Origin of the sequence: Methanosarcina siciliae T4/M, from assembly GCF_000970085.1 — an archaeon.
Lineage (GTDB): Archaea > Halobacteriota > Methanosarcinia > Methanosarcinales > Methanosarcinaceae > Methanosarcina > Methanosarcina siciliae.
Window position 1 is genome coordinate 4,338,508 of record NZ_CP009506.1, and the last position, 23,607, is coordinate 4,362,114.

25 protein-coding genes and 1 pseudogene are annotated in these 23,607 nt (G+C 44.0%); 11 read left to right on the plus strand and 15 right to left on the minus strand.

The annotated features are described in order from the left end of the window. Positions 1 to 258 precede the first annotated feature (258 nt). Positions 259 to 598, minus strand: a pseudogene (locus MSSIT_RS18255) (UPF0228 family protein). A 693-nt stretch (positions 599 to 1,291) separates the two neighbouring features. Between MSSIT_RS18255 and MSSIT_RS18260 the strand changes: the two are divergent. Further along, a complete protein-coding gene (locus MSSIT_RS18260) occupies positions 1,292 to 1,735 on the plus strand; it encodes a GNAT family N-acetyltransferase (protein WP_048173901.1) in 444 nt (147 codons plus the stop codon). 242 nt (positions 1,736 to 1,977) lie between these two features. On the opposite strand, the gene MSSIT_RS18265 is transcribed toward MSSIT_RS18260, so the two are convergent. The 5 genes from MSSIT_RS18265 to glnA form a co-directional block, all read right to left on the minus strand. Next, entirely contained in the window at positions 1,978 to 3,018 is a 1,041-nt protein-coding gene (locus MSSIT_RS18265; RefSeq protein ID WP_048173902.1) for a Coenzyme F420 hydrogenase/dehydrogenase, beta subunit C-terminal domain, read from the minus strand. Positions 3,019 to 3,024: 6 nt separating this feature from the next. Then, entirely contained in the window at positions 3,025 to 3,768 is a 744-nt protein-coding gene (locus tag MSSIT_RS18270; protein ID WP_048173903.1) for a GltB/FmdC/FwdC-like GXGXG domain-containing protein, read from the minus strand. Between the two features lie 2 nt (positions 3,769 to 3,770). After that, the gene (locus MSSIT_RS18275; RefSeq protein WP_048173904.1) at positions 3,771 to 5,282 is read right to left on the minus strand and encodes a glutamate synthase-related protein; all 1,512 of its coding nucleotides are present in this window, start codon (positions 5,280 to 5,282) and stop codon (positions 3,771 to 3,773) included. After that, positions 5,279 to 6,331 carry a class II glutamine amidotransferase gene (locus tag MSSIT_RS18280; protein ID WP_048173905.1) on the minus strand — a complete coding sequence of 351 codons (1,053 nt, stop codon included), beginning with the start codon at positions 6,329 to 6,331 and terminating at the stop codon, positions 5,279 to 5,281. Before MSSIT_RS18280 ends, MSSIT_RS18275 begins: the two co-directional genes overlap by 4 nt. A gap of 827 nt (positions 6,332 to 7,158) precedes the next feature. Further along, the gene (gene glnA / locus MSSIT_RS18290; RefSeq protein WP_048173907.1) at positions 7,159 to 8,502 is read right to left on the minus strand and encodes a type I glutamate--ammonia ligase; all 1,344 of its coding nucleotides are present in this window, start codon (positions 8,500 to 8,502) and stop codon (positions 7,159 to 7,161) included. A gap of 340 nt (positions 8,503 to 8,842) precedes the next feature. Between glnA and MSSIT_RS18295 the strand changes: the two genes are divergently transcribed. Further along, positions 8,843 to 9,325, plus strand: a complete 483-nt coding sequence (locus MSSIT_RS18295) for a TspO/MBR family protein (RefSeq protein ID WP_048175068.1) — start codon at positions 8,843 to 8,845, stop codon at positions 9,323 to 9,325. A gap of 164 nt (positions 9,326 to 9,489) precedes the next feature. Here the strand turns inward: MSSIT_RS18295 and MSSIT_RS18300 are convergent, their stop codons facing one another. The 6 genes from MSSIT_RS18300 to MSSIT_RS18325 all read right to left on the minus strand — a co-directional run bounded on the left by MSSIT_RS18300 (position 9,490) and on the right by MSSIT_RS18325 (position 13,110). Further along, positions 9,490 to 9,714: a DUF1059 domain-containing protein gene (locus MSSIT_RS18300; RefSeq protein ID WP_048173908.1), complete on the minus strand. Its 225-nt coding sequence runs from the start codon at positions 9,712 to 9,714 to the stop codon at positions 9,490 to 9,492. A gap of 137 nt (positions 9,715 to 9,851) precedes the next feature. Next, complete coding sequence (locus MSSIT_RS18305) at positions 9,852 to 10,136, minus strand: Hsp20/alpha crystallin family protein (RefSeq protein WP_231589988.1); 285 nt, start codon at positions 10,134 to 10,136, stop codon at positions 9,852 to 9,854. A gap of 76 nt (positions 10,137 to 10,212) precedes the next feature. Beyond that, a complete protein-coding gene (locus MSSIT_RS18310) occupies positions 10,213 to 10,512 on the minus strand; it encodes an Hsp20/alpha crystallin family protein (protein WP_048173910.1) in 300 nt (99 codons plus the stop codon). 318 nt (positions 10,513 to 10,830) lie between these two features. Further along, positions 10,831 to 11,262, minus strand: coding sequence for a hypothetical protein (locus MSSIT_RS18315; RefSeq protein WP_231589989.1), 432 nt, complete (start codon positions 11,260 to 11,262; stop codon positions 10,831 to 10,833). 89 nt (positions 11,263 to 11,351) lie between these two features. Next, positions 11,352 to 11,699, minus strand: coding sequence for a P-II family nitrogen regulator (locus tag MSSIT_RS18320; RefSeq protein ID WP_048173911.1), 348 nt, complete (start codon positions 11,697 to 11,699; stop codon positions 11,352 to 11,354). Between the two features lies 1 nt (position 11,700). Beyond that, positions 11,701 to 13,110 (minus strand): ammonium transporter, encoded by a 1,410-nt coding sequence (locus tag MSSIT_RS18325; RefSeq protein WP_048173912.1) that lies wholly within the window; start codon positions 13,108 to 13,110, stop codon positions 11,701 to 11,703. Positions 13,111 to 14,010: 900 nt separating this feature from the next. On the opposite strand from MSSIT_RS18325, the gene MSSIT_RS18330 reads away from it, so the two are divergent. After that, positions 14,011 to 15,000 carry an ATP-binding cassette domain-containing protein gene (locus MSSIT_RS18330; protein WP_048173913.1) on the plus strand — a complete coding sequence of 330 codons (990 nt, stop codon included), beginning with the start codon at positions 14,011 to 14,013 and terminating at the stop codon, positions 14,998 to 15,000. Next, positions 14,997 to 15,830: an ABC transporter permease gene (locus tag MSSIT_RS18335; RefSeq protein WP_048173914.1), complete on the plus strand. Its 834-nt coding sequence runs from the start codon at positions 14,997 to 14,999 to the stop codon at positions 15,828 to 15,830. Before MSSIT_RS18330 ends, MSSIT_RS18335 begins: the two co-directional genes overlap by 4 nt. Before the next feature lie 194 nt (positions 15,831 to 16,024). Here the strand turns inward: MSSIT_RS18335 and MSSIT_RS18340 are convergent, their stop codons facing one another. Further along, positions 16,025 to 16,726, minus strand: a complete 702-nt coding sequence (locus MSSIT_RS18340; protein ID WP_048173915.1) for a class I SAM-dependent methyltransferase — start codon at positions 16,724 to 16,726, stop codon at positions 16,025 to 16,027. A gap of 355 nt (positions 16,727 to 17,081) precedes the next feature. Here MSSIT_RS18340 and MSSIT_RS18345 point away from each other — a divergent pair, with 355 nt between their 5' ends. The 3 genes from MSSIT_RS18345 (at position 17,082) to MSSIT_RS25085 (ending at position 19,626) form a co-directional block, all read left to right on the plus strand. Further along, entirely contained in the window at positions 17,082 to 19,010 is a 1,929-nt protein-coding gene (locus tag MSSIT_RS18345) for a hydantoinase/oxoprolinase family protein (RefSeq protein ID WP_048173916.1), read from the plus strand. A 16-nt stretch (positions 19,011 to 19,026) separates the two neighbouring features. Next, a complete protein-coding gene (locus tag MSSIT_RS25080; RefSeq protein ID WP_231589992.1) occupies positions 19,027 to 19,377 on the plus strand; it encodes a metallophosphoesterase family protein in 351 nt (116 codons plus the stop codon). A 75-nt stretch (positions 19,378 to 19,452) separates the two neighbouring features. After that, positions 19,453 to 19,626: a hypothetical protein gene (locus MSSIT_RS25085; RefSeq protein WP_231590000.1), complete on the plus strand. Its 174-nt coding sequence runs from the start codon at positions 19,453 to 19,455 to the stop codon at positions 19,624 to 19,626. A gap of 11 nt (positions 19,627 to 19,637) precedes the next feature. On the opposite strand, the gene MSSIT_RS18355 is transcribed toward MSSIT_RS25085, so the two are convergent. Continuing rightward, positions 19,638 to 20,060 carry a putative zinc-binding protein gene (locus tag MSSIT_RS18355; protein ID WP_048173917.1) on the minus strand — a complete coding sequence of 141 codons (423 nt, stop codon included), beginning with the start codon at positions 20,058 to 20,060 and terminating at the stop codon, positions 19,638 to 19,640. Positions 20,061 to 20,210: 150 nt separating this feature from the next. Continuing rightward, a complete protein-coding gene (locus MSSIT_RS18360; protein ID WP_048173918.1) occupies positions 20,211 to 20,711 on the minus strand; it encodes a metallophosphoesterase in 501 nt (166 codons plus the stop codon). A 211-nt stretch (positions 20,712 to 20,922) separates the two neighbouring features. Between MSSIT_RS18360 and queC the strand changes: the two genes are divergently transcribed. From queC to queD, 4 genes are all read left to right on the plus strand, one after another. Then, positions 20,923 to 21,618: a 7-cyano-7-deazaguanine synthase QueC gene (gene queC / locus MSSIT_RS18365; protein WP_048173919.1), complete on the plus strand. Its 696-nt coding sequence runs from the start codon at positions 20,923 to 20,925 to the stop codon at positions 21,616 to 21,618. Positions 21,619 to 21,741: 123 nt separating this feature from the next. Continuing rightward, on the plus strand, positions 21,742 to 22,302 hold the full coding sequence (locus tag MSSIT_RS18370; RefSeq protein ID WP_048173920.1) for a DUF366 family protein: 561 nt from the start codon (positions 21,742 to 21,744) through the stop codon (positions 22,300 to 22,302). Next, positions 22,303 to 23,070, plus strand: a complete 768-nt coding sequence (locus MSSIT_RS18375) for a 7-carboxy-7-deazaguanine synthase QueE (RefSeq protein ID WP_048173921.1) — start codon at positions 22,303 to 22,305, stop codon at positions 23,068 to 23,070. 125 nt (positions 23,071 to 23,195) lie between these two features. Continuing rightward, the gene (queD, locus tag MSSIT_RS18380; RefSeq protein ID WP_048175071.1) at positions 23,196 to 23,549 is read left to right on the plus strand and encodes a 6-carboxytetrahydropterin synthase QueD; all 354 of its coding nucleotides are present in this window, start codon (positions 23,196 to 23,198) and stop codon (positions 23,547 to 23,549) included. Positions 23,550 to 23,607: the final 58 nt, after the last annotated feature.

Sequence of the window (23,607 nt, forward strand, 5' to 3'; positions counted from 1 at the left end):
TAAATAACTAAAGAAAGGCAAACTAATCCCAATGTTTATATAATGTAAAATTCCTGCTTCGATGCACGAAAACTTAAGCATTTGTGGCACTAGAAATTAATCGTGAAAATCATCAACAGTGTAATGGTGGATGACATATGTATCTTCAAAAATGAAAACTCCACTTTGAATAGCAAAGAAAAAGGGGATTAAACCGGCACTTGCAGGACGTTCACTATACTGCCTCGCTATTTCTGCATTGATAATTAGTACAGTGTTTTACCCTTGAATATAATCCAAGCCTAAACTCAAAACTTTTTCATTTGCTTCAAGCTCATTTTTGATCCTTATTGCATCCTTTTCCAGAATACAATTCTTTCCCACAACCAAGTCTGTTGATCCATCTTTAAAATGGATATAACACACGACTGCCTTTTTTAACTGTAGATTGTTTTTTTCAAGTGTTGTAAGAAAAAATGGATTTTACTTCCGGCTCAGTAGTTTCATTTTCAAATTGAATAGATAAAGCAGCCACTTTAACTTCGTGGGATTGATTCATCAGTAATACGATAGTTAGAATGACAATAAAAGCAACTACTACCTTGCTAATTTTATTCATATCAATCCCCGAAAAAAATGAGGCGTTTTAACTCCTCACATATATACGGTCAACTTCAGAGCCAAATGTTTCCCAATAAGGTATAGGGAAATACTTCCAAACTCCACAAACTCATTTTTATTAGTTGTTTAAATGTTTTATGGCCAAATCATCTAACTATCAATCTACTTCATCTATATATCCCCAAACAATTTGGATTTAGGTTTGACTATTCTTTCAGTTTGATGATTTGGCCACAAATTAGTTATTAAAGTAAGAAAAGTAAGTTTCCAGAATAATAACGTTTAATAAGATAAAGGAAATGGCCAGTGGTCTTTCTGCACGGGACGATGACGATTTCGATTAACTGTGCCCTGATCATCACAAGGAGATAAGTAGTATGTTTAGAAGGATATCCAGTAGATCATTGGCAGATATATTCTTTGTAATGTTACTTCTCATCACTGTTTTTTAGTACATATTCCTTAACAATGATTCTTTTTTATGCTCTTTAGCAAATTAGTAGGTATTACATTTTATGCTTTGATGGTATTTGCCATTATAAGTATATATGTTTTAATAATCAGACTTGTTCTTAAATATCGTTAAATGTAATTTAAGATTAAGGTTAAAGTATGTTGGGTAAATTTTTCAGAAAATTAGACACAATACCGATATCTCCATTTCTATTGTTTGTATTTTTCGAGGCTTGCCATGAATTTTAAAATAGTTGTTGACAACAAAAAACAATTTCTTGATTTGTTGCTTTTAGCAGACGAACAAGAAGATATGATTAATAAATATTTAGATCGTGGGGATCTGTTTGCTCTGTATGATGGCGATTTGAAAAGCATCTGTGTGGTAACATGCGAAGATGATGGTATCTACGAATTAAAAAACATAGCTACTTATAATAAATATCAAGGGCAAGGTTACGGTAAGAAACTTGTAGAATACATCTTTGAGTATTATAAAGGCAAATGCAAAACCATGTTTGTTGGTACGGGAGATAGTCCGTTTACTATCTCATTTTATAAACATTGTGGATTTGTCATATCTCATCGTGTTAATAATTTCTTTACAGATAATTATGACCATCCAATTTTCGAGTGTAACAAACAACTTGTTGATATGATTTATCTTAAAAAGGATTTCTAAAGGTTATGCGCATAATGAGAGAATATTGAACCATGTAGTTCGCTGTTTTTTCTTACAATAACAAGCTTATTAATAACAAGCTTATTAATAACACCGCGTCAAATAACCGCATTTACCTCAAATAGTAAATTCCCGGGGGACTGATTTCAAATATAATCCCAAATATAATCCAGGTTTGCAAAAAAAGAGCGTAAAAAAGATGGAGTTTGTTGGCTCCATCCAAAACCATTTTTGAAGCAATTTTACTCCGGTTTTCTTTCCAGCTTCTTTGTGGCAAGTTTCTCGATAATTCCCAGGTTAAGCTCGCTGCCGCCCCCTATACTCAGCTTCCCGTTGGCAACTGCACTTTCTAAGAGGTGCTGTCCTACAAGGGTGCGGACTATAAGGGTTGTATAGCCGTTCGGGCTTCCCACTGCGCCGGCGGAGATGTCGGCTTTGAGGGCGGTAAAGTCCGTGCAGACTGCACAGCCGGGGCGGACGGTGTCCTCAAGTTCGGTAAGGGGGATCACGTACTGGGTCCCGTCGTTAAGGGTTATTTCGAGCTTGCCTTTGACATCAATGCGGCAGACTTTCATGGGCTCGAGGGCGTACTCGCTTTTCAGCTTGCCGGCAATGAGTTTTTCGTAGTCGAAGCTTTCGGTACAGAAGAGCCCGATTATGATGCGGATGGACTTCTTGTAGGGGCTGATTAGCTGGTGGTCGGATTCAAGCATCTTGCGGACTGCCTGGACCACACAGGGGACTCCTACCACTGCTACGTTCCTGTACTTTCGCTTTACGACGGCTTCTTTGAGGGAAGAGACCAGTGGGACCCACCAGTTGTAGCGGCTTCCTGCCTGTCCCACGAGGACTTCGCTTGAGGTGATTACCATGGAACGCGGCTTGAGGGTCCAGGGGTCGTCGGTGACTGTTACAACGGCATCCACAAGGCCGGTATCTAGGGCGTTTGCAAGAATTGCAGTTACTGCTCCTCCACTCTGCTTCCTCGGGACGTCGAATTCTGCTTTTCCGGTGGTGATTTCCAGGTAGTCTCCCAGCAGGCTTGAAGACTGCTCGTCCAGTCTCGGGCAAATCTCATAGCAAGCTCCGCAGGGGACGTCGTCAACAGCGGCTTTGCAGTAGTTGTTGCTCTTCGGGTATGTGGACTCGCCGCCTGTTTCGAAGTACAGGGAGTCAGCAGGGCAGACTGCAACACAGGCCCCGCAGCCTGAGCAGAGTCCCGTATCCCAGACTTTTGATTTCAGGTCAATGTAACTCTTACTGATTGGTTTATTTTCTGCCATTTCTGATCACTCCCAGACGTATTTGCTTGCAAAAGGCCGGCTGCTTGCAGGTCCGATCCTTGTGTAATTGGTGTCCAGGAACTCTGCGGAGTCATACCCGAACTGCTCGCAGAAGCTCTTTATAATCGGGGCTATGCGTTCCAGGTCGGCTTCCGTAAACTCAAATTTCTTGGCTCCGACCCCGAGCAGGTAGTCATCCACTTCTCCGCGGATAACAATCTCTCCGCCATGGATCCCGCTTCCGATACCCCTGTCCGTCATGGCTTTTTCTTTGCCGATTCCGAGCACAAGCACAAGGCCTCCTGCCATATATTCTCCCAGGAAGGAGTGAGCTGTGCCTCCTACGACAAGTACGGGTCTGGCTTCCACTTCATACTGTTTCATGTGGATGCCGCCGCGATATCCGATATTGTTCCTTATGAAGACCTTGCCGCCTCTCATACTATGGGCGACCGCATCTCCTGCACTTCCGTGGATCACAAGCATGCCGCTGTTCATTGTGTTTCCTGGAGCGTGTTCGGCGTTTCCGCGGACTATACAGGTGGGTCCGCTCATGAACATTCCCAGGTCTCCTCCGGGAACCCCGTTGATTATGATGCGGACATCGCCTCTAACTCCGTCCCCGATAAAGCGCTGTCCTAGCACATTGTCGATTATAATTTCTTCTGCCCCGTCTGCAACTGCAGACCTTATTTTCTGGTTTAGGGGGGTGTAGTGCATGCCTTTAGCATCAATTCTTACTGTCTTCATATTCAGGCCCCCGCTGGCAGTACGTCCAGGATTTTAAGCATTCCTTCATCCAGCATGTATCCGCGCAGACGGTCTCTGTTCCCGCGAAGGCTTTCTATACTGTTGATGCCTGCTGCGCCCATAAGTTCGCTGAGTTCCAGGGTCCAGCCGTGTATCAAGTTTGAAACCTGTGCTGCTCCGGCTTCGGGGTCAAGCCTGCTCACAAGGTCCGGGCGCTGGGTAGCAATGCCCCAGGGACAGAGGTTTCTGTAACAATTTCCACAGACCCTGCACCCCAGAGCAACAAGGGCAGCAGTTCCTATGTAGACTGCATCCGCTCCGAGTGCAATGGACTTGGCAAGGTCGGCACTGTTCCTTATCCCACCGCTTGCAATAATGGAGATTTCGTTCCTTACTCCCTGTTCCCTTAGTTTCTGGTCAACGCTGGCAATTGCAGCTTCGATTGGGATTCCTACATGGTCCCTGAAGACCTTCGGGGCTGCTCCGGTCCCTCCGCGGAACCCATCAATGACCACTGCGTCTGCAGAGGAACGGGCAATGCCTGCAGCGATGGGTGCCACATTATGCACGGCTGCAATCTTTACAAAGACCGGTTTCTTCCATTCGGTTGCCTCTTTCAGGCTCCTGACAAGCTGGACAAGGTCTTCAATGCTGTAAATGTCATGGTGAGGAGCTGGACTGATGGCGTCACTGCCCAGGGGGATCATACGGGTTTTGGAAACTTCCTCGTTTACCTTTTCTCCGGGGAGGTGTCCTCCTATACCCGGTTTTGCTCCCTGTCCTATCTTAATCTCAATGGCAGCACCTCTTTCCAGGTAGTCAATGTTAACCCCAAAGCGGCCTGAAGCGACCTGCACGATCATGTGATCCTGATAGGGGTAAAGCTCTTTGTGCAGCCCCCCTTCTCCGGTCCCCATGTAAGTCCCGGTTTCGGCTACGGCTCTTGCCATGCTGAGCTGGGAGTTAAGGCTGATGGCTCCGAAACTCATGTGCCCGATCATGACAGGGGTGTCGAGTTTCAGATTGGGGGCAAGCTTTGTTTCAAGCTCAACGTCTCCACTTTCGGTTTTTCTGAAGTTGAGTTTTGCCGGTTTCTTCCCGATATAAGTCCTGAGTTCCATTGGTTCTCTCAGAGGATCGATGCTCGGGTTTGTGACCTGGCAGGCGTCCAGAAGGAGCCGGTCGTAGATGATTGGCAGGTCTCTGGCGTTTCCCATCCCTGAAAGGATGATCTTTCCGCTGCGGGCCTGGTTAATTATATCTTCTCTGGCTTCTCTGGTCCAGAGGGGGTGAGAACGGTAGTCTACGGGCTTTTCCGTAAGGGTGATTGCGTCCCTCGGGCACATTGCAACACAGCGGAGGCAGGCTGTACATTTCCTGGACTCTATCAGGATCCTGTCGCCTTCTCTTCTGTATACGCCGTAGGAACAATTTTCAATGCAGCGTCCGCAGTCCATGCACTGGTCGCGGTCAATGCTGACTTTATATTTTGGGGGTACACTTCCGAGAGTCATTCGGTAAACCTCCCGATGATTGGTTCTCCTGCTCGGGGAGTGTAAACATTCTTAACTTCGGGATCAATGACCCTTATTGCTGCTTCTTCGCTGGAGATGTAAAGCTTGTTTTCATTTTCCCCAACGACAAGGGGACGCAGTTTAATCCTGTCAGTAAAACCTACAATTCCATTATCTGTCCCGACTACAATAGCAAAAGGCCCGTTCATAAGGGCGGACCCGTAGGTCAGACGGATTGCCTTGTTCAATTCGGCTTCTTTTTCAGGCATGCGGTCAATGTCGTCCCAGAAGGGTGGGGCAAGAGCCCGGACAACCATCTCATGAGAAAGCTCGTGCTGCCTCCCAAGCAGGTCGAAGAGATAGGCCACAACCTCTGTGTCGGTAAGTGCAGTACATTTGTATCCATAACCTTCCACATAACGCTGGTTTGTACCATATGAGGTAATTTCGCCGTTGTGCACCACTGACCAGTCAAGCAGGTTGAAAGGATGAGCCCCTCCCCACCAACCCGGAGAATTTGTAGGGTAGCGGTTATGAGCAAGCCAGATGTACCCTTTATAGTCCTCGATCCTGTAAAAGTTTCCTACATCCTCAGGCCAGCCGGAAGCCTTGAAGACTCCCATATTTTTACCCGAGGAGAAAATTGTGGCACCTTTTACATCGGCATTTACTTCCATGACGATGTGCGTGACAACGTCCTTTTCGGAATCCATTCTTCCTGTCATCAGGTCTTTTGAGGGCTTGAAAAAATACCTCCAGGGGATATGGACCTTTTTTAAGCCTGGCTGGGGGGTTGTCGGGATTTCTTCCTGGTGAGCAATTTCTCCCCAGAGTTCGAGAATCTCGTCAACCTTTGTTTTTGGTTCTCCCAGGTTGTCAAAGAAAACATGAAGAGCATAATAGTCTGCATATTCGGGGTAAATCCCATATGCAGCATAGCCTGCCCCGTCTCCACTGCCTCTTTCATTCATGAGACTGAGGGCGGCTTTTATGCTCGACCCGTCCATTCTGGACTTTGTTCGATCTATAAAGCCTATTATTCCACACATTTTAATCACTCTAGAAATGATAGAAATGAACGCGATGTAAGTACTTCTGCCAGTAATTTCTCCTAATATTTCTGCGGCTCATTTTTGAGAAATAGTCAAAAAATTTGCCAGCTGGATAAACTGGGTTTCAGGGGATATTCTATAAGATCTCGTAAGTAAGAGATCTCGTAAGTAAGGGGATATTTTACTTAAATTAATTCAATTTTATTATATATATGATCTTAATTCGTGACAGCTTTCTTGCCTCTGCTTTTGGTTCTTTCCGAGAAGTTGAGAGGGTCGCCGCTAAGGGAAGTAAGTAATTTAGTACCTATTTGACAATATATATATGTTTCTTTTTTCAGAAGCAGAATTGTTTGCAGTAATGCTGCAAAGCATGACGTTTTAACTGCTTAATTTTTCTTTATTCCCACGCATAACTGGCTGAATTTCTAGGCTATAAGCAGTTTACAATGATTCTTCTGTTCGGTGTTACCGGCCCCATTTACATTAGATTAATTTTTGGTACTGCTGACTGCCAAAAAGAGTAATGAGATAAACTTGAAAGTTTGAACCGAAGTTGCAAGCTTTACTAAGGAAAGCATTTTTATACCGAAATCTGTTTTCGGTCCAGTTTTTCTGAAAAAATAGAAAACGCTTTATCCCGATAAAAGAAATTTTTTCTTTTCCGAAAAGAGCCATCCCGTTTTTCAACCTTAAAATGGTTTTTGGAAAGGTGGAGCACACCTGCCGGATAAGGTGTGCTTTCCGATTCACTGTTGATCTTTTCTTGTAAGTCATTACGGGGGATTTTATCCGGCTGTTACCTTAATCAAGGGTGATTGCCCTTACAACATAGGGAGGTATTTTTCAAGTTCCCAGGGGTGAACGATTGCCTTATATTCGTCCCATTCCATTTCTTTTGCACAGAGATAATGGCTGAAGACGTGTTCTCCGAGTGCTTCCTTTACGAACTGGCTGCCTTTCATCTCATCGATTGCTTCTTTGAGGTCTCCTGGAAGGGAACCAATGCCTTTTTCATTGCGCTCTTTTTCCGTCAGGTGGAATATGTTAACGTTTGTCGGCTCTCCGGGGTCGATCTTGTTCTTAATCCCGTCAAGCCCGGCTCTCAGCATAAGGGCAAAAGCCAGATAGGGGTTACACGAGGGGTCCGGACATCTGAGTTCTACTCTGGTTCCTGCTCCGCGGGTTGCAGGAATACGGATAAGGGAACTTCTGTTCCTTGCGGACCAGGTAATGTAAATAGGAGCTTCATATCCCGGGACAAGCCTCTTGTAGGAGTTTATCACCGGGTTTGTGACCGCTGCAAACTCTTTGATGTGGGACATCAGCCCTCCGATGTAATACATTGCATCCTGAGAAAGCTGCATAGGAGTATCCGGGTCGTAGAAGGCGTTTTTCCCATTTTTGAAGAGTGACTGGTTGCTATGCATACCCGAACCATTTTCTCCGAAGAGGGGCTTTGGCATAAAGGTTGCATAGTATCCTTTGTGGTAGGCGATTGACTTTACCACGTATTTGAAGGTCACGACGTTATCGGCCGTGTTAAGTACATCGCTGAATCTGAAGTCGATTTCATGCTGGGAAGGTGCGACTTCGTGGTGGGAAGCTTCGAGCTGGAATCCCATATGCTCAAGGGCATAGTCAATGTCTCTGCGTACATCCTGTGCACGGTCGAGGGGGGCGAAGTCGAAGTATCCGCCCTGGTCGGTAAGTTCCGTTGTCGGGTTTCCATTTGCATCAAGCTTGAAAAGGAAAAATTCAAGTTCTGGTCCTACGTTCATTGAGAAGCCCATCTTCTCGGCTTCTTTGATTGCGCTCTTCAGAACATACCTTGGATCTCCCTGGAAGGGGGTTCCATCGGGAAGGTATACGTCTCCGAGAATTCTGGCAACTGCACCTGTTGCAGGTCTCCAGGGTAGAATCCTGAACGTTGACGGGTCAAGCACGAGTTTCATATCGGATTCTTCGATCCTTGTAAAGCCCTGAATCGAAGAGCCATCAAACATTACACCGTTTTCAAAAGCTTCTTCCAGTTGTTCTGCAGGAATTGCCCAGCTTTTGATGATGCCGAGTGTATCCGTAAATTGTGTCCGGATAAACTTTACGTCTCGTTCTTTTACAGCCTCTAATACATCTTCTTTAGTTGTACACTTTTTCATCTGCACCATTTGATTTCATCCTCACTAGGCATTAGGTAACCATTTACCTATTTATTCTTATATATATCTTTCTATATTTCCTATGGAATAGGATACGCTCAAAGCTCTAGACAGGACTAACTAAACTCTAAAAATATTTATGTGATTTATCCCCGATTTAGCTATGTATATTTCTATTCCCCTGTATATAAATCTCATTCCAGAAGAAGCGAATTTCCAAGCAGGGTTTTATTTTGTCTCTTCTTTCTGGGAGATTTTTCCAGAAAACTCTAATATACAGGAAAAGAAAATTGAAGCTTTTTTGACCTTAATATTAATTAGCGTTGAAGTTAATATTCCTTGGGGGTATATGTCTCAGAAAGAAAATATCTTCAGGTTTCTATCCTCTATTATAATCTGCCTGTTAGCGGGGGCTATTGGCTCCATATTTACATCCTCTTCTCTGGAGAGCTGGTATCTTTTACTTGAAAAACCGACGTTTAATCCTCCTTCCTGGGTCTTTTTCCCTGTCTGGACAGCGCTTTATACGCTTATGGGAATCTCCCTTTTCCTTGTATGGGGAAAGGGGGTGCAGGAAAAAGAAGTAAGAGTGGGAGTTTTCCTTTTCGGGGTACAGCTGGGCCTCAATATATTCTGGTCTTTCCTATTCTTTGGCATGCAGTCTCCTTATCTTGCCTTTCTTGAGATTCTCCTGCTCTGGCTTGCAATTCTGCTGACAGCTATACAATTCTGGAAGGTTTCAAAGGTAGCTTCCTATCTCCTTATTCCCTATTTTCTCTGGGTCAGTTTTGCGGTGCTGCTTAATTACCAAATCTGGGTACTTAATCCATGAGTATATGCTCTCATGAGCAATATTTCGGATAAGGATCGAATTCCACAAAACGTCAATTCACAAAAAATCCCTATTCACAAAAAATCCCTATTCACAAAAAACCCCTATTCACACAAAAATTCTGAAAAAAAGTCTCTACCTGGAAAACCCGGATAAATATTGATTTAAAGGTCATCAGTATGGAGGGCACCGCAACCGCAGCTTCTTCCCAGAAGGGTTGATACGCGATGCTTCAGATGGTTGATATCATCTTCGGACATCTTGTCAAGTTCTTCTTTGTGTTCTTTTTCTATATGATCAAACATAGCTTTTTCGACTTCCTCAAGTTCATTGCCAGCGGCCATGAAGTTACATTTGAACCCCAGATCGCCACACTTAACAATTTTCATAGTATCTCCTCTTGCAATAGAAACTGATCAAAATAGCTTTTTCTATTCAAGTTAATTATAATAATAAGTTATTGGATATAAAATTAAGTCTTTTCAGGATTTTTTCTCTGTGAAGTGCTTTTTCTATCTTCAAGTTTTCAGTCTATAGGGATGTATCTGGCGCAAGCAAATCCTTCTTTATATGGAACTTTAATGGTGAGCATCCCATTATTGTTTACTGCAAGAGCTTTTTCCGGGTCTACGGGTCCGTCCAGAAAAAAAGATCCCAGATATTCAACATTTTCGCTGTAGGCTTTAATGTAATAACTGTTTTCATGCATCAGAAGAGTTATATGTTCGTTCATGACATCCGGAAGTTCAATTTCTATAGTAAGGTTCTCATGTTTGTCATCATGATACATGGCAATAATCGGAGTTTTCATTATCCTAGGCACGGGATTCTCCATCAAATGCTCCCCCTATGAAAAAATACTCAAGTTATTTGCCTTAAACATCCGTTTACTCAATTTTTACATCTATTGCTTTTTCGAAAGGCTGCTGATAAGGCACGGTAACATTCAGGACTCCGTTGGAATAGGTTGCAGTAGCTTTTTCCGGGCTTATAGGGCAGCATACTGCATAGCTGTCCGCATATTCAACCCCTTCTTTGGTGGCTCTTATATAAAAACCATCTTCCACAACCTTGAAAGAAATATTCTCTTTTTCTATTCCTGGAAGAACCACTTCTATCTTCAGATTTTCGTATGTATCGTCCGGATATGCACAAATGGCTGGCGATAATCTCAAAGTTTCCACCATATATTCACCCCAAATAGAATCGCTAATTAAGTTATTTATAAGTATCCATTTATTTATAATATACCATATTTTTCTCCTTCTTCTAAATCATAAACAAGGTCTTTATGGAGATTGTCGTAGTCTTTGATTATTACTCCGGATTGAATTAAAGAAATTCATCTCTAAGTAAAAACAAATTGTATGAGTCAAATTAAAAAACGATAAGAAACAACCTGCTAGAAACAAGTGTAAAAATACAAACTGTAAAAACAACCTGTATAAGAATTAAAATATTGAAAGGCTCCTTAATAAGGAGCTTTTTTTTAAAGGAGAATTTTTTTAGAGTTTCAGGATTCCCAGATCAAGGCAGAGAGACAGGGCAATTGCTATTACTGAGAATACTGTGATTATAAGGTAATTTGCACGTTCTTTTGATACGGAAAGGCTCCAGAGTAGATACTCCATTCCTTCAAGGTCTTTTTCTGAAAGTTTCTGTCTGGTCCTCACCTTTTCAAGCAGATCCAGATCTTTAACTACACTGAACCTCCGCTTTGCAATGTGGTATCTGTGCGTGAAGAACCAGAGGTAACCTGTAACTCCAAGATACCATATAGCCTTTCCCCAGAACACACTGTAGTGGTCTGCTATAATTATGCCCCTAAGCAGGATTGCAGAAACCAGCCCTACCCAGAAGTACAGGTTAATCACGGGCATTCCGTACCCGCGTGGGATATCAAAGGTTGGAGTTTCCGATTTTGTTTTGGTCATCATGGTATCTTGCCTTATTCCTTGAATTTTTTCGTATTTGTTAATTAATTAAAGTAAATAATTTAAGTGAAAAAGGAAAAAGAGGTGCCTGGTTAAAGGGCATCTCCATTCCTTTCTCCGGTTCTGATCCTTACTACGGTTTCAATCGGGATTACGAAGATCTTTCCGTCTCCGATTTCTCCAGTATAAGCCGTGCTCTGAATCACCTGTATTATTTTTTCAACATCTTCTTCAGGTACTGCCACTTCTACTTTAGTTTTTGGGAGTAGGTCCACACAGTATTTTTTACCTCTCCATTGCTGCACAATCCCTTTTTGCTGACCACGACCTTTAACGTCGGTAACTGTCAGGCTTGGAAAACCGGCTTCTTCCAGTGCATCCTTTACCTGATGCAGTTTCAGGGGTTTTATAATTGCTTCTACTTTGCACATTTTAGTCATGTTATTCCTCCCTCATCAGGTACTCGGGGTATGCTCTGATTCCGTGTTCGCAAATATCCAGACCAAGTATTTCTTCTTCTTCAGAAACCCTGAGCCCTACTACAGCATCAAGGATTTTGAAGATTATAAATGAGATCCCAAATGCCCAGACAATGGAACATAGTACTGATATCAACTGGATCAACAACAGGCTGATTCCTCCTCCGTAGAAGAGCCCTGGCACTTCAGCAGCATATGCGGCATCTGCAAGGATTCCGTTTCCAATTCCTATCGAGAAAAGCCCGACAGAGATCAGGCCCCAGCTTCCGCAGTACCCGTGTACGGCAATTGCACCTACAGGGTCGTCTACTTTCAGCGTGTTTTCATTGAACATGACTCCTGCATAGATTATTATTCCTGCAATGGCTCCGATGATAATGGCTGCCCAGTTGTTAACCGAACCACAAGGAGCAGTGATTGCAACAAGCCCTCCAAGAAGCCCGTTTGCGGTAAGGGAAGGATCAGGCTTTCCGGTTTTCATCCAGGTAATAAACATCGTTACAACAGCTCCGGCAGCTGCTGCCAGGAAGGTGTTGACTACGACCAGGTTCATGTAAGGGTCATTCCCGTCAAGGGTACTCCCGCCGTTGAATCCTATCCACCCGAGAGCCAGGATCAGGGTCCCCAGGAAGGCGATGGTCAGGTTGTGACCCGGGATTGGCACGGCTTTTCCATCTTTGAACTTCCCTATCCTTGCCCCTACGAGGATCACACCTGCGAGAGCAGAATATCCTCCGATTGAGTGCACAACTCCAGAGCCTGCAAAGTCATGGCTTGCGACTCCTATTGCCTGCACAATCGGGCTATCGGCTCCGGTTAGGAGGGCCATGTCAGCTCCGCTCCAGACCCAGTGCCCGTACACAGGGTAGATTACCGCTACCATCATTATACAATATATAAGGTATGCTTTGAAGTTGGTTCTCTCGGCCATTGCTCCCGAAACGATTGTTGCACCGGTGGCAGCGAAGACCATCTGGAAGAACCAGCCGTTCCAGAGTGCGTTGTCGGCACCTGAAAGGAAAAATTGGTCAGTTCCTATAAGTCCAGCTGCATCGGCTCCATACATTACACCCCAGCCCACAGCCCAGTAGACAAGGATGCCGAGGACAATCGTCATGAAGTTTTTCATCAGAATATTGACAGTGTTTTTACTCCTCGTAAGTCCCGTTTCCACGAGAGAGAAACCTGCATGCATGAAAAATACAAGTCCACTTGCTATAAGCAGCCATACGAAAGTCAGAGCAGTCTGCACTCCTTCGATAGCTACTGCGTTTTCCTCTGCCGTTGCAGCAAATGCCGGCGAGGACAGCGCTATAAATATCATACAGATAATTATCAAGAATTTTCCTAGTTTTTGTACATTTTTTAACATACTATTCTTTTGCCTCCTTTATTCTATCGGCAACCGGTAAGTGCTTGTCTACTTTATTATATTTATAGATATCGGTAAAGTTTTTAAATTTAATTGTTCTGTTCTTCAAATACAGGTTGCCCCATCTTCAAATTAAAAAATTTATAGATGTTTGGTTTCATGTCAGCAAAGGTCAGCAATATACTTTTAATAAGATCTAACTTGAGTATCCCACTGTAGATTCCGTTCTCTGTGTTGCTGCAAGTGCTGAAATGCTACAAGAAATATGTATTCGAAAAAATAGATTAATATACAGGATACAATGTTCAGTCTTGACTTTATCACTGAAAAATGCAGTTAAATTTCCGTCTCGCTCTTTCCAGATATTTCCCCAATTGCCGCCACTAAAGTGGCTGGCTTGTAAATATCGATGAAAACTTACAACCTTGTTTCCAATTTATCCCTAATCCCCTTCATCTTTTCTTACATCTCAAAAGAGAATCTTTTGTTTTGCAGCAGTCCAAATTACTTCGAGTAAAGCTCCATTATATAAAGATATCTCCTACTTATTTATAATCATTATCGAATATAATTTGTTCTGAAAATAATTATTTTCAAAAAAACAAACTCGGGAAATTTGTTGGGCCTTCAATCCCCTAAAAAAGAAAGATTAAGCAGGATTTTAAATATCTGCCGACAAATGAAAAACCGAAAACAAAGAGCTTACAGGAATTTAGTTTAGAATCTTTATTTCCTAATTATATAAGCCATCTGAGCTACAACTACTTGTGTAAAACTATCTCGATATTTATCCGAACTTAATTGTTTCAATAATATCCTGAAGCTCTTATCACTCTAATTGGGGTTTAGTCGGAGTGATAGAGTAAGTTTAACACGGAGTGGGAAGGGGGTTGATTATAGGTGACCGCAAATGTCATAGAGGTCAACGGACTTGAGCATTCGTATGGTTCTATAAAAGCCGTTGATAACATAAGTTTTGATGTAAAAAAAGGTGAAATATTCTCATTTCTTGGTCCAAACGGTGCGGGAAAGAGTACTGTGATTAATATTCTCACAACGCTTCGGAAGATCCAGAAAGGGGAAGCTAAAGTAAATGGATATGATGTGGCAAGAGACTCAAAACATGTAAGACAGTCAATTGGTATTGTTTTTCAAATGCTTTGCCTGGACCACGAAATGACTGTACGTGAAAATCTGGAATACCACGGTAAAATATATTCGATGCCAAAAAGGGAAAGAAAAAAGCGTATTGAAGAGCTTTTAAAGCTGATAGAGCTGGAAAACAAAAGGGACACCCTTGCAAAAGATCTGAGCGGGGGTATGAAGAGGAGGCTGGAGCTTGCAAGGGGTTTGATGACAAAACCTGCAGTCCTTTTCCTGGATGAACCGACAATAGGTTTTGATATCCAGACAAGAATGAGGATGTGGGAGTATTTGCGAGAGATCAAGAGGGAAGGCACTACGATATTCCTGACCACCCACTATATGGAAGAAGCCGATCAGCTCAGTGACAGGATTAGTATAATTGATCACGGAAAAATAATCGTAACAGGAACTGCAGATGAATTAAAGAATAAACTTGGTAAAGACCTGATTTATCTGGAAACCAGCGATAATAAAACCGTTGTAGAGATTTTAAATTCAATCAATTCTGTAAAAACAGTCACAGAAGACACAAAATCTCTGAGGGTTATGATCGGAGAAGATGTTACTCACGTTCTCCCTCAAATTATGGATAGGATCAGGCAGGCAGAAATAGAAATTACAACCATAAATATCAAAAAGCCTTCAATGGATGACGTTTTTGTTCACTATACCGGTCATGGCTTGAGGGAAGGAGACCCGCAGGAAAATTTTGAAGTATCAGAACCGATGGAGGTTTCAGCATGAATTTCGAATTTCGTGCCATATACTGGCGAGATATGTTGAAGTTCTTTAGATTTAAATCGATGCTGATCAGTTCATTGGTCCAGCCTGTGATGTGGCTGGCATTTTTCGGGATTGCAATGTCAGATAGTTTTGACCAGCTGACTTCTCTTGTCCCTCCAATCGAAGGAGTCCCGAATGTTGATTACCTTTCCTATATGGGTGCCGGAATAATTGCAATGGATGTACTGTTCAGCAGCCTTTTTGGGGGCACTTCCCTTATGTTTGATAAAAAATATAGCTTGCTAAGGGAAACTCTTGCAAGTCCGGTCCCCAGATCCCATATCATCCTAGGTGTCGGGCTTTCCGGCGTGACAAAAGCATTTATTCAAACTGCTATGATAATAGGATTCGGAAGACTGATAGGAATGGATTTTTTTAACGGATATACGCCTACTGAAACGTTTATCTCGATCATAGGCATCTTTTTACTTGTGGGAATTTTTACTCTGGGTTTCCTTTTCCTCTCAGGTTCTATTGCCATTACTCTTGAGAACCCTGAAGGAATGCAGTCGATTCTCACCCTGCTCAGTATGCCCCTGTTCTTTGTAAGCAATGCGTTATATCCCATTGATGCCTTCCCATCTGTCCTCAGGTTCCTTTCAATGTTTAATCCGCTAACACTTCTATCAGACGGAATCCGATACTTCGCTCTGGGGAATAACTTCACTGTAATGGGTATTCACTACGTGTACACACCAGCGTCTATCCTCGTGTCTTTCCTGGGCCTGTTGCTCTTTGCTTTCGCAATGTTAGCTACATCCCTCTGGAGGTTTAACAAGGTGGACGTGTAAATAAACTACCTTGAAATTCTGTTTTTATTCTGTTTTTTTCTTTCTTTTTTATTCTGTTTTTTATTCTGTTTTTTATTCTGAATCGTGGTATTGTATGCATTCAAGCTGCCTCATTTAATAGTAGCTTTACTTTACATGGGTCGATTTGTATTCAGTATACAAATGGCTGCAAGACCGAGTAGCAAACGAACATCTTATTTAATACAGTAAAACCCGGCCTGCATGTAAGAGTACCAGAACAACTCCACGGTTCTGAATCCTGTTTTTCTCAACAGTTCCAGGTGTTCTTCCACAGTTATGGGGAAATATTCTGTATCGAAACGTTTTAGATGAGCTTCTATTTCTTCCTCACTCCTGCCGTGTGTTAACTGAAAGTAGCCCCAGTATCTTTTTCCTATACCAATGCCCTCTTCTGTTAGCGGCCTTATGTTCTCGAAGGTTATGTAAACTCCGCCTTCCTTAAGCAGATCATAACATACCTTTGTGGCTTTTGTCCTGGCTTTGCGGTTAAGGGAGTGGTGGCATTGTATAGCAGTTATAACATCCGGTTTTTCCTCTAATTTTTGGGAGAACTTCTGGGTAGGGGAAGCCTTCAGAAATTCCAGTCTTTTGGCAGGGCAGGAAGATAATTTCTCCCTTGCCTGATTCAGCATGCCTTCCGAAGGGTCAAGTAATAGAAATTTTGTATCGGGAAATTCCTCAATTGCCTTATTGACCAGGGTCCCTGTCCCGCATCCGGTATCCATCCACACTTTAGGGCTGGAAGGAAATGATTTGACGAAATTGAGAGTTTCCTTATGAAAAAAAGAGTAGTATGGGAGCAAATCGGATATTCGGACATCGTAATCTTCAGGGGGATGAGGAGTTGCGTTCTTGGCAGGTTTTGCAGGAGTCATAGCGGTAAGTCCCTCTTGGTATCAGTATCTTATTGAATAGTCTTTTTTATTGAATAGTCTTTTTCTTTTCATAAATGGGGTAATTATTTTTTTCCTTAGAGTAAATCCAATTTTTCCGCTAAATTAATTTTGTCTGGAATCCAGTTTCAAACCTAATTTCCTGAATTTTGCAGGATAAAAATAAAAAATCGCTTTCGATTTCTGGATTTAATGTTCACAGTGATAAGCAATTCCTTTTATCTGATGTCAGTATACCTGAACCATATTAGTTTTAACACAACCAGGTTATTGTACTGAAGTCTCAGATTGCAATAGCCCAAAAACAAAAACAAATAGAAAAAGGAGTCATTTTTTTATGCATTACAGCCTTGGGATTGATGCAGGGGGCACTTACACCGATGCAGTGCTCGTAAAGGATTCGGATGGAGAGATTGTAGATTCAAATAAAGCTCTGACAACCTATCCAGACCCCCTTTCCGGCATCAAGAGCGTAATTGATAGCCTTAATCCGGAATATCTCGAAAACGTAAGACTGGTATCGGTCTCAACGACTCTCTCCACAAATACTATCCTTGAAGGAACAGGTTTTCCCGTAGCTCTGATCCTTATAGGGGACCATCCCCTTGAAAAAGAACTGCCCACAGGATACGTGCTCTTTGCCAGTGGAGGGCATAACCACAACGGAGAAGAGGTATCTCCTCTCGACCTGGAAGCAATTGAAAAATTTTCCCTGCGAGTAAGGGATAAAGTATCAGCTTTTGCAATCTCTTCCTATTTCAGCACTCGAAACCCTGAACACGAACTTAAAGCAAGGGATTCCATACTTGAGCTTACAGGACTTCCTGCGGTTTGCGGGCACGAACTCTCACAGGAACTGGGCGCTTACGAAAGGGCAGTTACAGCTTTCCTGAACGCTCAGCTGATTCCCATAACCCGGCAGTTTGTCCAGTCCATTATTGCAGATATCAGAAAAAGGGGGATCAATGCCCAGCTTCTCATGCTCAAATGCGACGGATCGGTTGTCGGGATAAAAGATGCCCTGCAAAAACCGATAGAAACCATATTTTCAGGCCCTGCAGCGAGCCTTGTGGGCGCATCTTACCTTTCAGGGCTGAAGACATGTGCGGTTGTGGATGTGGGTGGAACAAGTACCGATATCTCCTCGATCTGTATGGGAGTCCCTGACCTGAGCGACGAAGGGGCGGTTGTGGGCGGCTGGAAGACGCGGGTCCGGGCAATCAGGATGGAGACAACCGCTACAGGGGGAGACAGCCATATCTGGACAGTGAACAAGGAACTTTTCCTCGGCCCTCGCCGAGTCGTCCCCCTGGCAGTAGCTGCAGCTCTGTACCCAGGTTTCCTGAATTCCCTCCAAAGGGCTCCCTTGCCTGCCAGAGAAGACCTCTGCGAAAATATCCAACCCACAAAGTTTTTTGTCAGGTCGGGCTACCAGGCAGGCGGACTTAGCAAAGCCGAAGCCGAAGTGCTTGGAGCGATTGGAGAAGAACCTGTTTCCGTGCCTGAGATCAAAGCCCTTATCAGAAAAGATCTTCTTCCTCAGACCCTTGATTCCCTTATTAAAAAGCGCCTTGTCCAGGCAATTGGATTTACTCCCACTGATGCTCTGCATGTACTCGGAGATTATACTGCCTGGAATGAAGAAGCTTCCAGAATCGGGGCTGAAAGGCTTGCAAGGCTCATGCGCATGCCACCCGGAGAATTCTGTACTGCCGTAAAAAAGAGGGTTGCAAGGAACATGTCACTTCACCTCCTCTCATATATTCTGCAGGGAGTGCCGTACACAGCCGTTGAAAAAATCCTGGACGGAAACTACCCTGCAAAGTTCAAGCTCGGAATCCCCGTTGTCCTGCTCGGAGGACCTGTTCGGGCTTACCGGGAAGAACTCAAGGAATTCATAGATGCTGAAATTCTTGTACCCGAACATGCCGAGGTAGGAAACGCAGTAGGAGCCCTTGCGGGGAAAGGTATCAAAAGGGTGGAAATTCTGATAAGGCCTGCAAGCCTGATGTCTCCTGACAAGGATTTCCTGGTCTTTGCCCCAGGCAGGAGGCTGAGGTTTGATGTTTATGTAGAAGCTCTTAACGCAGCAACGGAACTCGGGAAAAAGCTCGTTGAGGACTATATGAAAGACTGTGGTCTCAGCGGAAACCAGGTCAAAATTTCTATTGAGAAAAAGACCATTTCCCCTGAAGGCTGGAACTATCCCCCGATGGAAACAAACCTGCTAATAATGGGAGTAGGAATGCGGGGGCTTTCCACCTGAAGCGAACTCTTCAATAGTGGGTTACGGACCTGACCCGGACAAATGCAAAGAGCTCCTGCGAAAAAAGAACACCCTGACTCTCAGGAACCACGACAACGCCGTTGCTTTCAAAGCAGACTGCCAGTGCGGATACAGGTACAAACATCTCCCGATTGCAACGCGAGAATACACGTGGGGAGTTCTCGATCAGTCCCAGATGGAATACCTGCGGAAGCTCCCTCTTGTCGTCAGGGAAGAGATCAACGGAAAGAAGCTCTTTTTTATCCATGCGGGCCACCATCCCATATTCGAGTATATAAAGCCCGAGACCCCTGGCGAAGCTATTATGGCAATGCTTGCAGACCCGATGGAACCTGTTGATGTCTAATTTCTCGAAGTCGGGCATTTTCACATTCCCATAAACAGGAAACCTGGAGCCCTGACAATCATAAAGCCGGGTTCTGTGGGGCAGCCGAGAGATGGGGACACAAGAGCAGGCTGTGGGGTTTTTGACACGGAAACCGGAGAAGTTGAATTCCTCCGCCTTGATTGCGATATTGATGCGGTCTGTGCAAAAATAGAAGAAAGAATGCCCCATGCAGATGAACTGGCAGGAATTCTTAAGCGAGGATACTGAGAATTAAAAATTCAGGCATTTCTTATCGCACGTATTATTTTTTCCACATATTCGGGCTTCACGTCCGAAGGCCTGGTTTTTTCAATCCCGAGCTCCGTAACCATAAGGTAAACCTCGGCCTGCATCCCGGCTTCCTCAAGTTTTTTCGTAGCACAGCGATCCGTGCAGCCGTCAAGGGCAAAAATACGGAAGCCTTCGGAGGCTGCATCCTCTGCCGCCTCAGCCCCTTTGTGAGCAGCAGCAGCCCGGTACATGTCCGGCCTCCTGAAAGCGAGAGCTGACGCTGCCTGCATGGTCAGTTTTCCGGTGTTCGAGAGGCCCGAGCAGGCAAAAATCAGGGTGTTTTTCCTTTTTCCCGAAGGATTCTCCGTTTCAGTAGTTCTGTTTTTCAGTAGTTCTTTTTGATCCTTTTTTGTCGATTCTATTGTTTCCATTGTTGTTACAACCTTTAGCGGGGAAATTGTTTCAAAAACTATTGAAATTAAAAATAGATCGACCCCTTTATATGGTTGGTGTTTTTGATTGAAACAAAAAAGGTAGAGATACAAAAAAGGTAAAAAATATTAAAGGAGCAGGGGGTGTGCTCAGTCAATCTCAAGTTCGGCGATCTCGACATTCAGGTTTGCAATTTCGAGGATTGCAACCGTAGCTTTCCCTGATAGTACCCCTGAGCATTCTCCCGGATTTATCACCGGGGTTCCGTCGATCATTCTGACGCCCGGATCGTGAGTATGGCCTCTGACTACCACATCAAAATCACCTGATCTGGCAAGGGCTTTAACAAGGGCTTCGTTCGTTCCGTGCAGGAGGGCGATATGCATCCCCTGAATCGTCAGGTCTCCGAAGTCTCCGCAGGAAACGGCCTCTATTTCTTCAAACCACTTCGTCAGGGTTACCCTATCACCGTCGTTGTTTCCGAAGACAAAATAGAGTTTTGGAGTCAGTTCTTTAAAGGCCCTTACCGTGAAAGGAGAAATAATGTCCCCAGCGTGCAGTACCGCTTTTACCTGTTTTTTGTTGAAGAATTCTACAGCTTTCCGGATAGCTGTCAGGTTGTCATGCGAGTCTGAAATAATTCCTATCAAGTAATCCCACCTCCTTTAATATTAGATTTCCTGAATATTTAAGACATGCCCCGGTTTTCTCTCAAGGGGAAATTTTCCAGCCAGAGAGCAGCTATTTTTAAATATAAGTTATTGGTATTATTGGAATATTCTCTGAAGAATACCAAAAGAATCCTGTAGGAGTAGCAAGTACAGGGAAATTATCCGTAAAATTAGAGTTAGTGAGGAAGGAATGAAAGCTATAACCCTCCTGAGCAGCGGGCTTGATTCAGTTGCAGCGCTTGCGATTGCAGCCGAGAGCCTGGAAATTGAGATGGCAATTACCTTTGATTACGGGCAGCGAGCCGGGCAGCGGGAGATCGAGTATTCCCGAAAAGTCTGCGAACATTACGGAATCGAACACAGAGTAATCAAGCTGGACTGGCTTGCAGGAATAACAAACACGTCCCTCGTAAACAGGGGAGAAGAGGTGCCTTCTCTGTCCCTTGAAGATATCGATGAAACAGCTCCTGCTTCAGTTACCGAAGCTTCCGCAAAGGCTGTCTGGGTTCCGAACAGGAATGGAGTCATGTTGAATATTGCAGGAAGCTTTGCCGAAAGCAGAGGCTGTGATTATCTTATTGTGGGCTTCAATGGAGAAGAAGCCGTGACCTTTCCTGACAACTCTATGGACTATGTAGAGGCAATGGATAATGCTTTTTCTTATTCTACTCAGAACGGGGTACGGGTACTGGCTCCTCTGATCAAATTCGGAAAAACAGAGGTCGTAAGAAAGGCTCTAGAAGTAAAGGCTCCCCTGGAATACAGCTGGAGCTGCTACCACGGGGATGAGACTCCCTGCGGGGAGTGCGAAAGCTGTGTGCGAAGAGCCAGAGCATTCAAAAATACAGGTGCAAAAGACCCTCTTCTGGAAAGGCTTGGGCTCTGAACCTGAAAAAGCATCAGAGCAGAGGGCTGCAGAAGCCGCAGCTGAATTGAATGTTCTATGGAAAAGAATGCTCTATAGAATGAGTTACAGAAAGAGTTAAGAGAGAGTTGCGGAGAGAGTTCCATGAAATGTATCATTTTACCCGATAAATTTGACTACGATGGGAGTCAGATTTCTTCCCTCTGGGCATACAACAGCTTCGGAGTGCAGGAAGACTCGATTATTGTTTTCAGAGGGGCATGTGACGTAAAAATCGAGCACATGATTGACCTCGAAGACCGGAGGGCAAACGAGTCCATCTGGTCCGAAGACATGGTGAGTTTCGTTATAGAACATTTCGATTCAACTGGACTGAAACTGGTCTATGCACGCCAGCGCCTTTTTACCGCAATTGTAAGGGAACGCCTTGCCGGTCTGGGAGTCTCCACCTCAAGGGAAGGAGATGACCTTTTCCTCAAAGGAAAAAAGCTGACCGTATCAATTGCCAGCACCTCGGCAGTTTCCCAGAAAATCCACTTCGGGATCAACGTCTCCCACGAAGTATACGGAAACCTGAGAGAAGCCGGAATAGGCGACGATGAAAGCATTGTGCGTTTCATGCAGGAAATCGGGGAAGCTTATGTAAGGGAATTTAAGGACATAGAAAAGGACCTCCGGAAATCCCGCCCACTCGGGGTGGTGTAAATGTCCTCTTCAAGCTATGAAGCCGCCCCCATAAGAGAGATCTTCTGCTCTGTGCAGGGGGAAGGCCCGTACGTTGGCACAAGGCAGGCTTTTGTCCGGTTTTCAGGTTGCAACCTTAATTGCAACTACTGCGATACGAACTTTGAAAACCCAGGGACCTGCGAGTATGAAAAAGTCGAGGGAAGTGGCATTTTCGAAAGGATCCCAAACCCTGTAAACGTAGAAAAACTGGAATCCCTGCTGCAACCGTTCAAAAAACTCCATTCGGTATCCCTTACAGGAGGAGAACCTCTTATGCATGCGGATTTCATCGAAAAACTGAAGCTTCCCGTGCCTCTTTATCTTGAGTCCAACATGACTCTGCCGGAACAGGCAAGGAAGCTGCGTGAAAACATCGCCTATGTCGCAGGGGACTTTAAACTCCCGGAAGCTCTCAGGGAAATTCGCCCTGAAGTCCGGGATGTGCATGTGGAAAATACGGTAGAGTGCTTCAGGCTCCTGAGAAAAAACAATTCTAGAGACTGCTTTTGTAAAATCGTTGTAGGCAGGGATACAAAGCCCGAAACCGTAATTCTGGCTGCCGAGGCAATAGCCTCCTATGTATCCTGTATAATACTGCAGCCCGAAACGCCGATTGGCAGTGCGGTAAGGACCCCACGGTTTACACAGGCATCCGTGCAGACCATTTTAAAACTGCAAAAAACCCTGCTTGAACTTGCCGATACGCGTATCATTCCTCAGACCCACAGGATGTGGGGCTGCTTATAATCCTACCTGGATACGGCAGAAAGTTACGGTATAAAAGTGTAGAATTACAGTTTAACAAAATAAGAAGCGATACACTGTAAGTGGTCAAATGGCAGGAGCAGTTAGTCCTAAAAGGGATGAATAAAATGACAAAAATGAGATTGGGAGTAATTGATTATATTGACAGTGCCCATTACCTTCCAGGGCATGGGAAGTGCGGAAGAGTACACGGGCATACATATAAAATCGAGGTAGTGGTAGAAGGAGAAGTCCGGGAAAACGGGATGGTAATTGATTTTTATGACCTGAAAAAAGGTATTAAGGAAACCCTTCAGGAATACGACCATATCCTGCTAAATGATCTTATAGAGTATCCCAGCTCCGAATATCTCTGCCAGCATATCCATGCCCACCTTCTGAACAGGTTCGGCTTTCCCTTTCTTGTAAGGGTTTGGGAAGGAGAAGGCAAGTGGTGCGAGATGGACAATTTTTCAAATTGAAAAGGAGGAATAAATCATACCAGGATCTACAATAGTTCTGAAATAGTTTTAACGAACT

What these genes read in the sequence shown, in the direction of transcription:
- MSSIT_RS18260 (WP_048173901.1), top strand. Translation starts at nt 1,292, where the DNA reads ATGAATTTTAAAATAGTTGTTGACAACAAAAAACAATTTCTTGATTTG.
- MSSIT_RS18265 (WP_048173902.1), bottom strand. Translation starts at nt 3,018, where the DNA reads ATGGCAGAAAATAAACCAATCAGTAAGAGTTACATTGACCTGAAATCA.
- MSSIT_RS18270 (WP_048173903.1), bottom strand. Translation starts at nt 3,768, where the DNA reads ATGAAGACAGTAAGAATTGATGCTAAAGGCATGCACTACACCCCCCTA.
- MSSIT_RS18275 (WP_048173904.1), bottom strand. Translation starts at nt 5,282, where the DNA reads ATGACTCTCGGAAGTGTACCCCCAAAATATAAAGTCAGCATTGACCGC.
- MSSIT_RS18280 (WP_048173905.1), bottom strand. Translation starts at nt 6,331, where the DNA reads ATGTGTGGAATAATAGGCTTTATAGATCGAACAAAGTCCAGAATGGAC.
- glnA (WP_048173907.1), bottom strand. Translation starts at nt 8,502, where the DNA reads ATGGTGCAGATGAAAAAGTGTACAACTAAAGAAGATGTATTAGAGGCT.
- MSSIT_RS18295 (WP_048175068.1), top strand. Translation starts at nt 8,843, where the DNA reads ATGTCTCAGAAAGAAAATATCTTCAGGTTTCTATCCTCTATTATAATC.
- MSSIT_RS18300 (WP_048173908.1), bottom strand. Translation starts at nt 9,714, where the DNA reads ATGAAAATTGTTAAGTGTGGCGATCTGGGGTTCAAATGTAACTTCATG.
- MSSIT_RS18305 (WP_231589988.1), bottom strand. Translation starts at nt 10,136, where the DNA reads ATGAAAACTCCGATTATTGCCATGTATCATGATGACAAACATGAGAAC.
- MSSIT_RS18310 (WP_048173910.1), bottom strand. Translation starts at nt 10,512, where the DNA reads ATGGTGGAAACTTTGAGATTATCGCCAGCCATTTGTGCATATCCGGAC.
- MSSIT_RS18315 (WP_231589989.1), bottom strand. Translation starts at nt 11,262, where the DNA reads ATGATGACCAAAACAAAATCGGAAACTCCAACCTTTGATATCCCACGC.
- MSSIT_RS18320 (WP_048173911.1), bottom strand. Translation starts at nt 11,699, where the DNA reads ATGACTAAAATGTGCAAAGTAGAAGCAATTATAAAACCCCTGAAACTG.
- MSSIT_RS18325 (WP_048173912.1), bottom strand. Translation starts at nt 13,110, where the DNA reads ATGTTAAAAAATGTACAAAAACTAGGAAAATTCTTGATAATTATCTGT.
- MSSIT_RS18335 (WP_048173914.1), top strand. Translation starts at nt 14,997, where the DNA reads ATGAATTTCGAATTTCGTGCCATATACTGGCGAGATATGTTGAAGTTC.
- MSSIT_RS18340 (WP_048173915.1), bottom strand. Translation starts at nt 16,726, where the DNA reads ATGACTCCTGCAAAACCTGCCAAGAACGCAACTCCTCATCCCCCTGAA.
- MSSIT_RS18345 (WP_048173916.1), top strand. Translation starts at nt 17,082, where the DNA reads ATGCATTACAGCCTTGGGATTGATGCAGGGGGCACTTACACCGATGCA.
- MSSIT_RS18355 (WP_048173917.1), bottom strand. Translation starts at nt 20,060, where the DNA reads ATGGAAACAATAGAATCGACAAAAAAGGATCAAAAAGAACTACTGAAA.
- queC (WP_048173919.1), top strand. Translation starts at nt 20,923, where the DNA reads ATGAAAGCTATAACCCTCCTGAGCAGCGGGCTTGATTCAGTTGCAGCG.
- MSSIT_RS18370 (WP_048173920.1), top strand. Translation starts at nt 21,742, where the DNA reads ATGAAATGTATCATTTTACCCGATAAATTTGACTACGATGGGAGTCAG.
- MSSIT_RS18375 (WP_048173921.1), top strand. Translation starts at nt 22,303, where the DNA reads ATGTCCTCTTCAAGCTATGAAGCCGCCCCCATAAGAGAGATCTTCTGC.
- queD (WP_048175071.1), top strand. Translation starts at nt 23,196, where the DNA reads ATGACAAAAATGAGATTGGGAGTAATTGATTATATTGACAGTGCCCAT.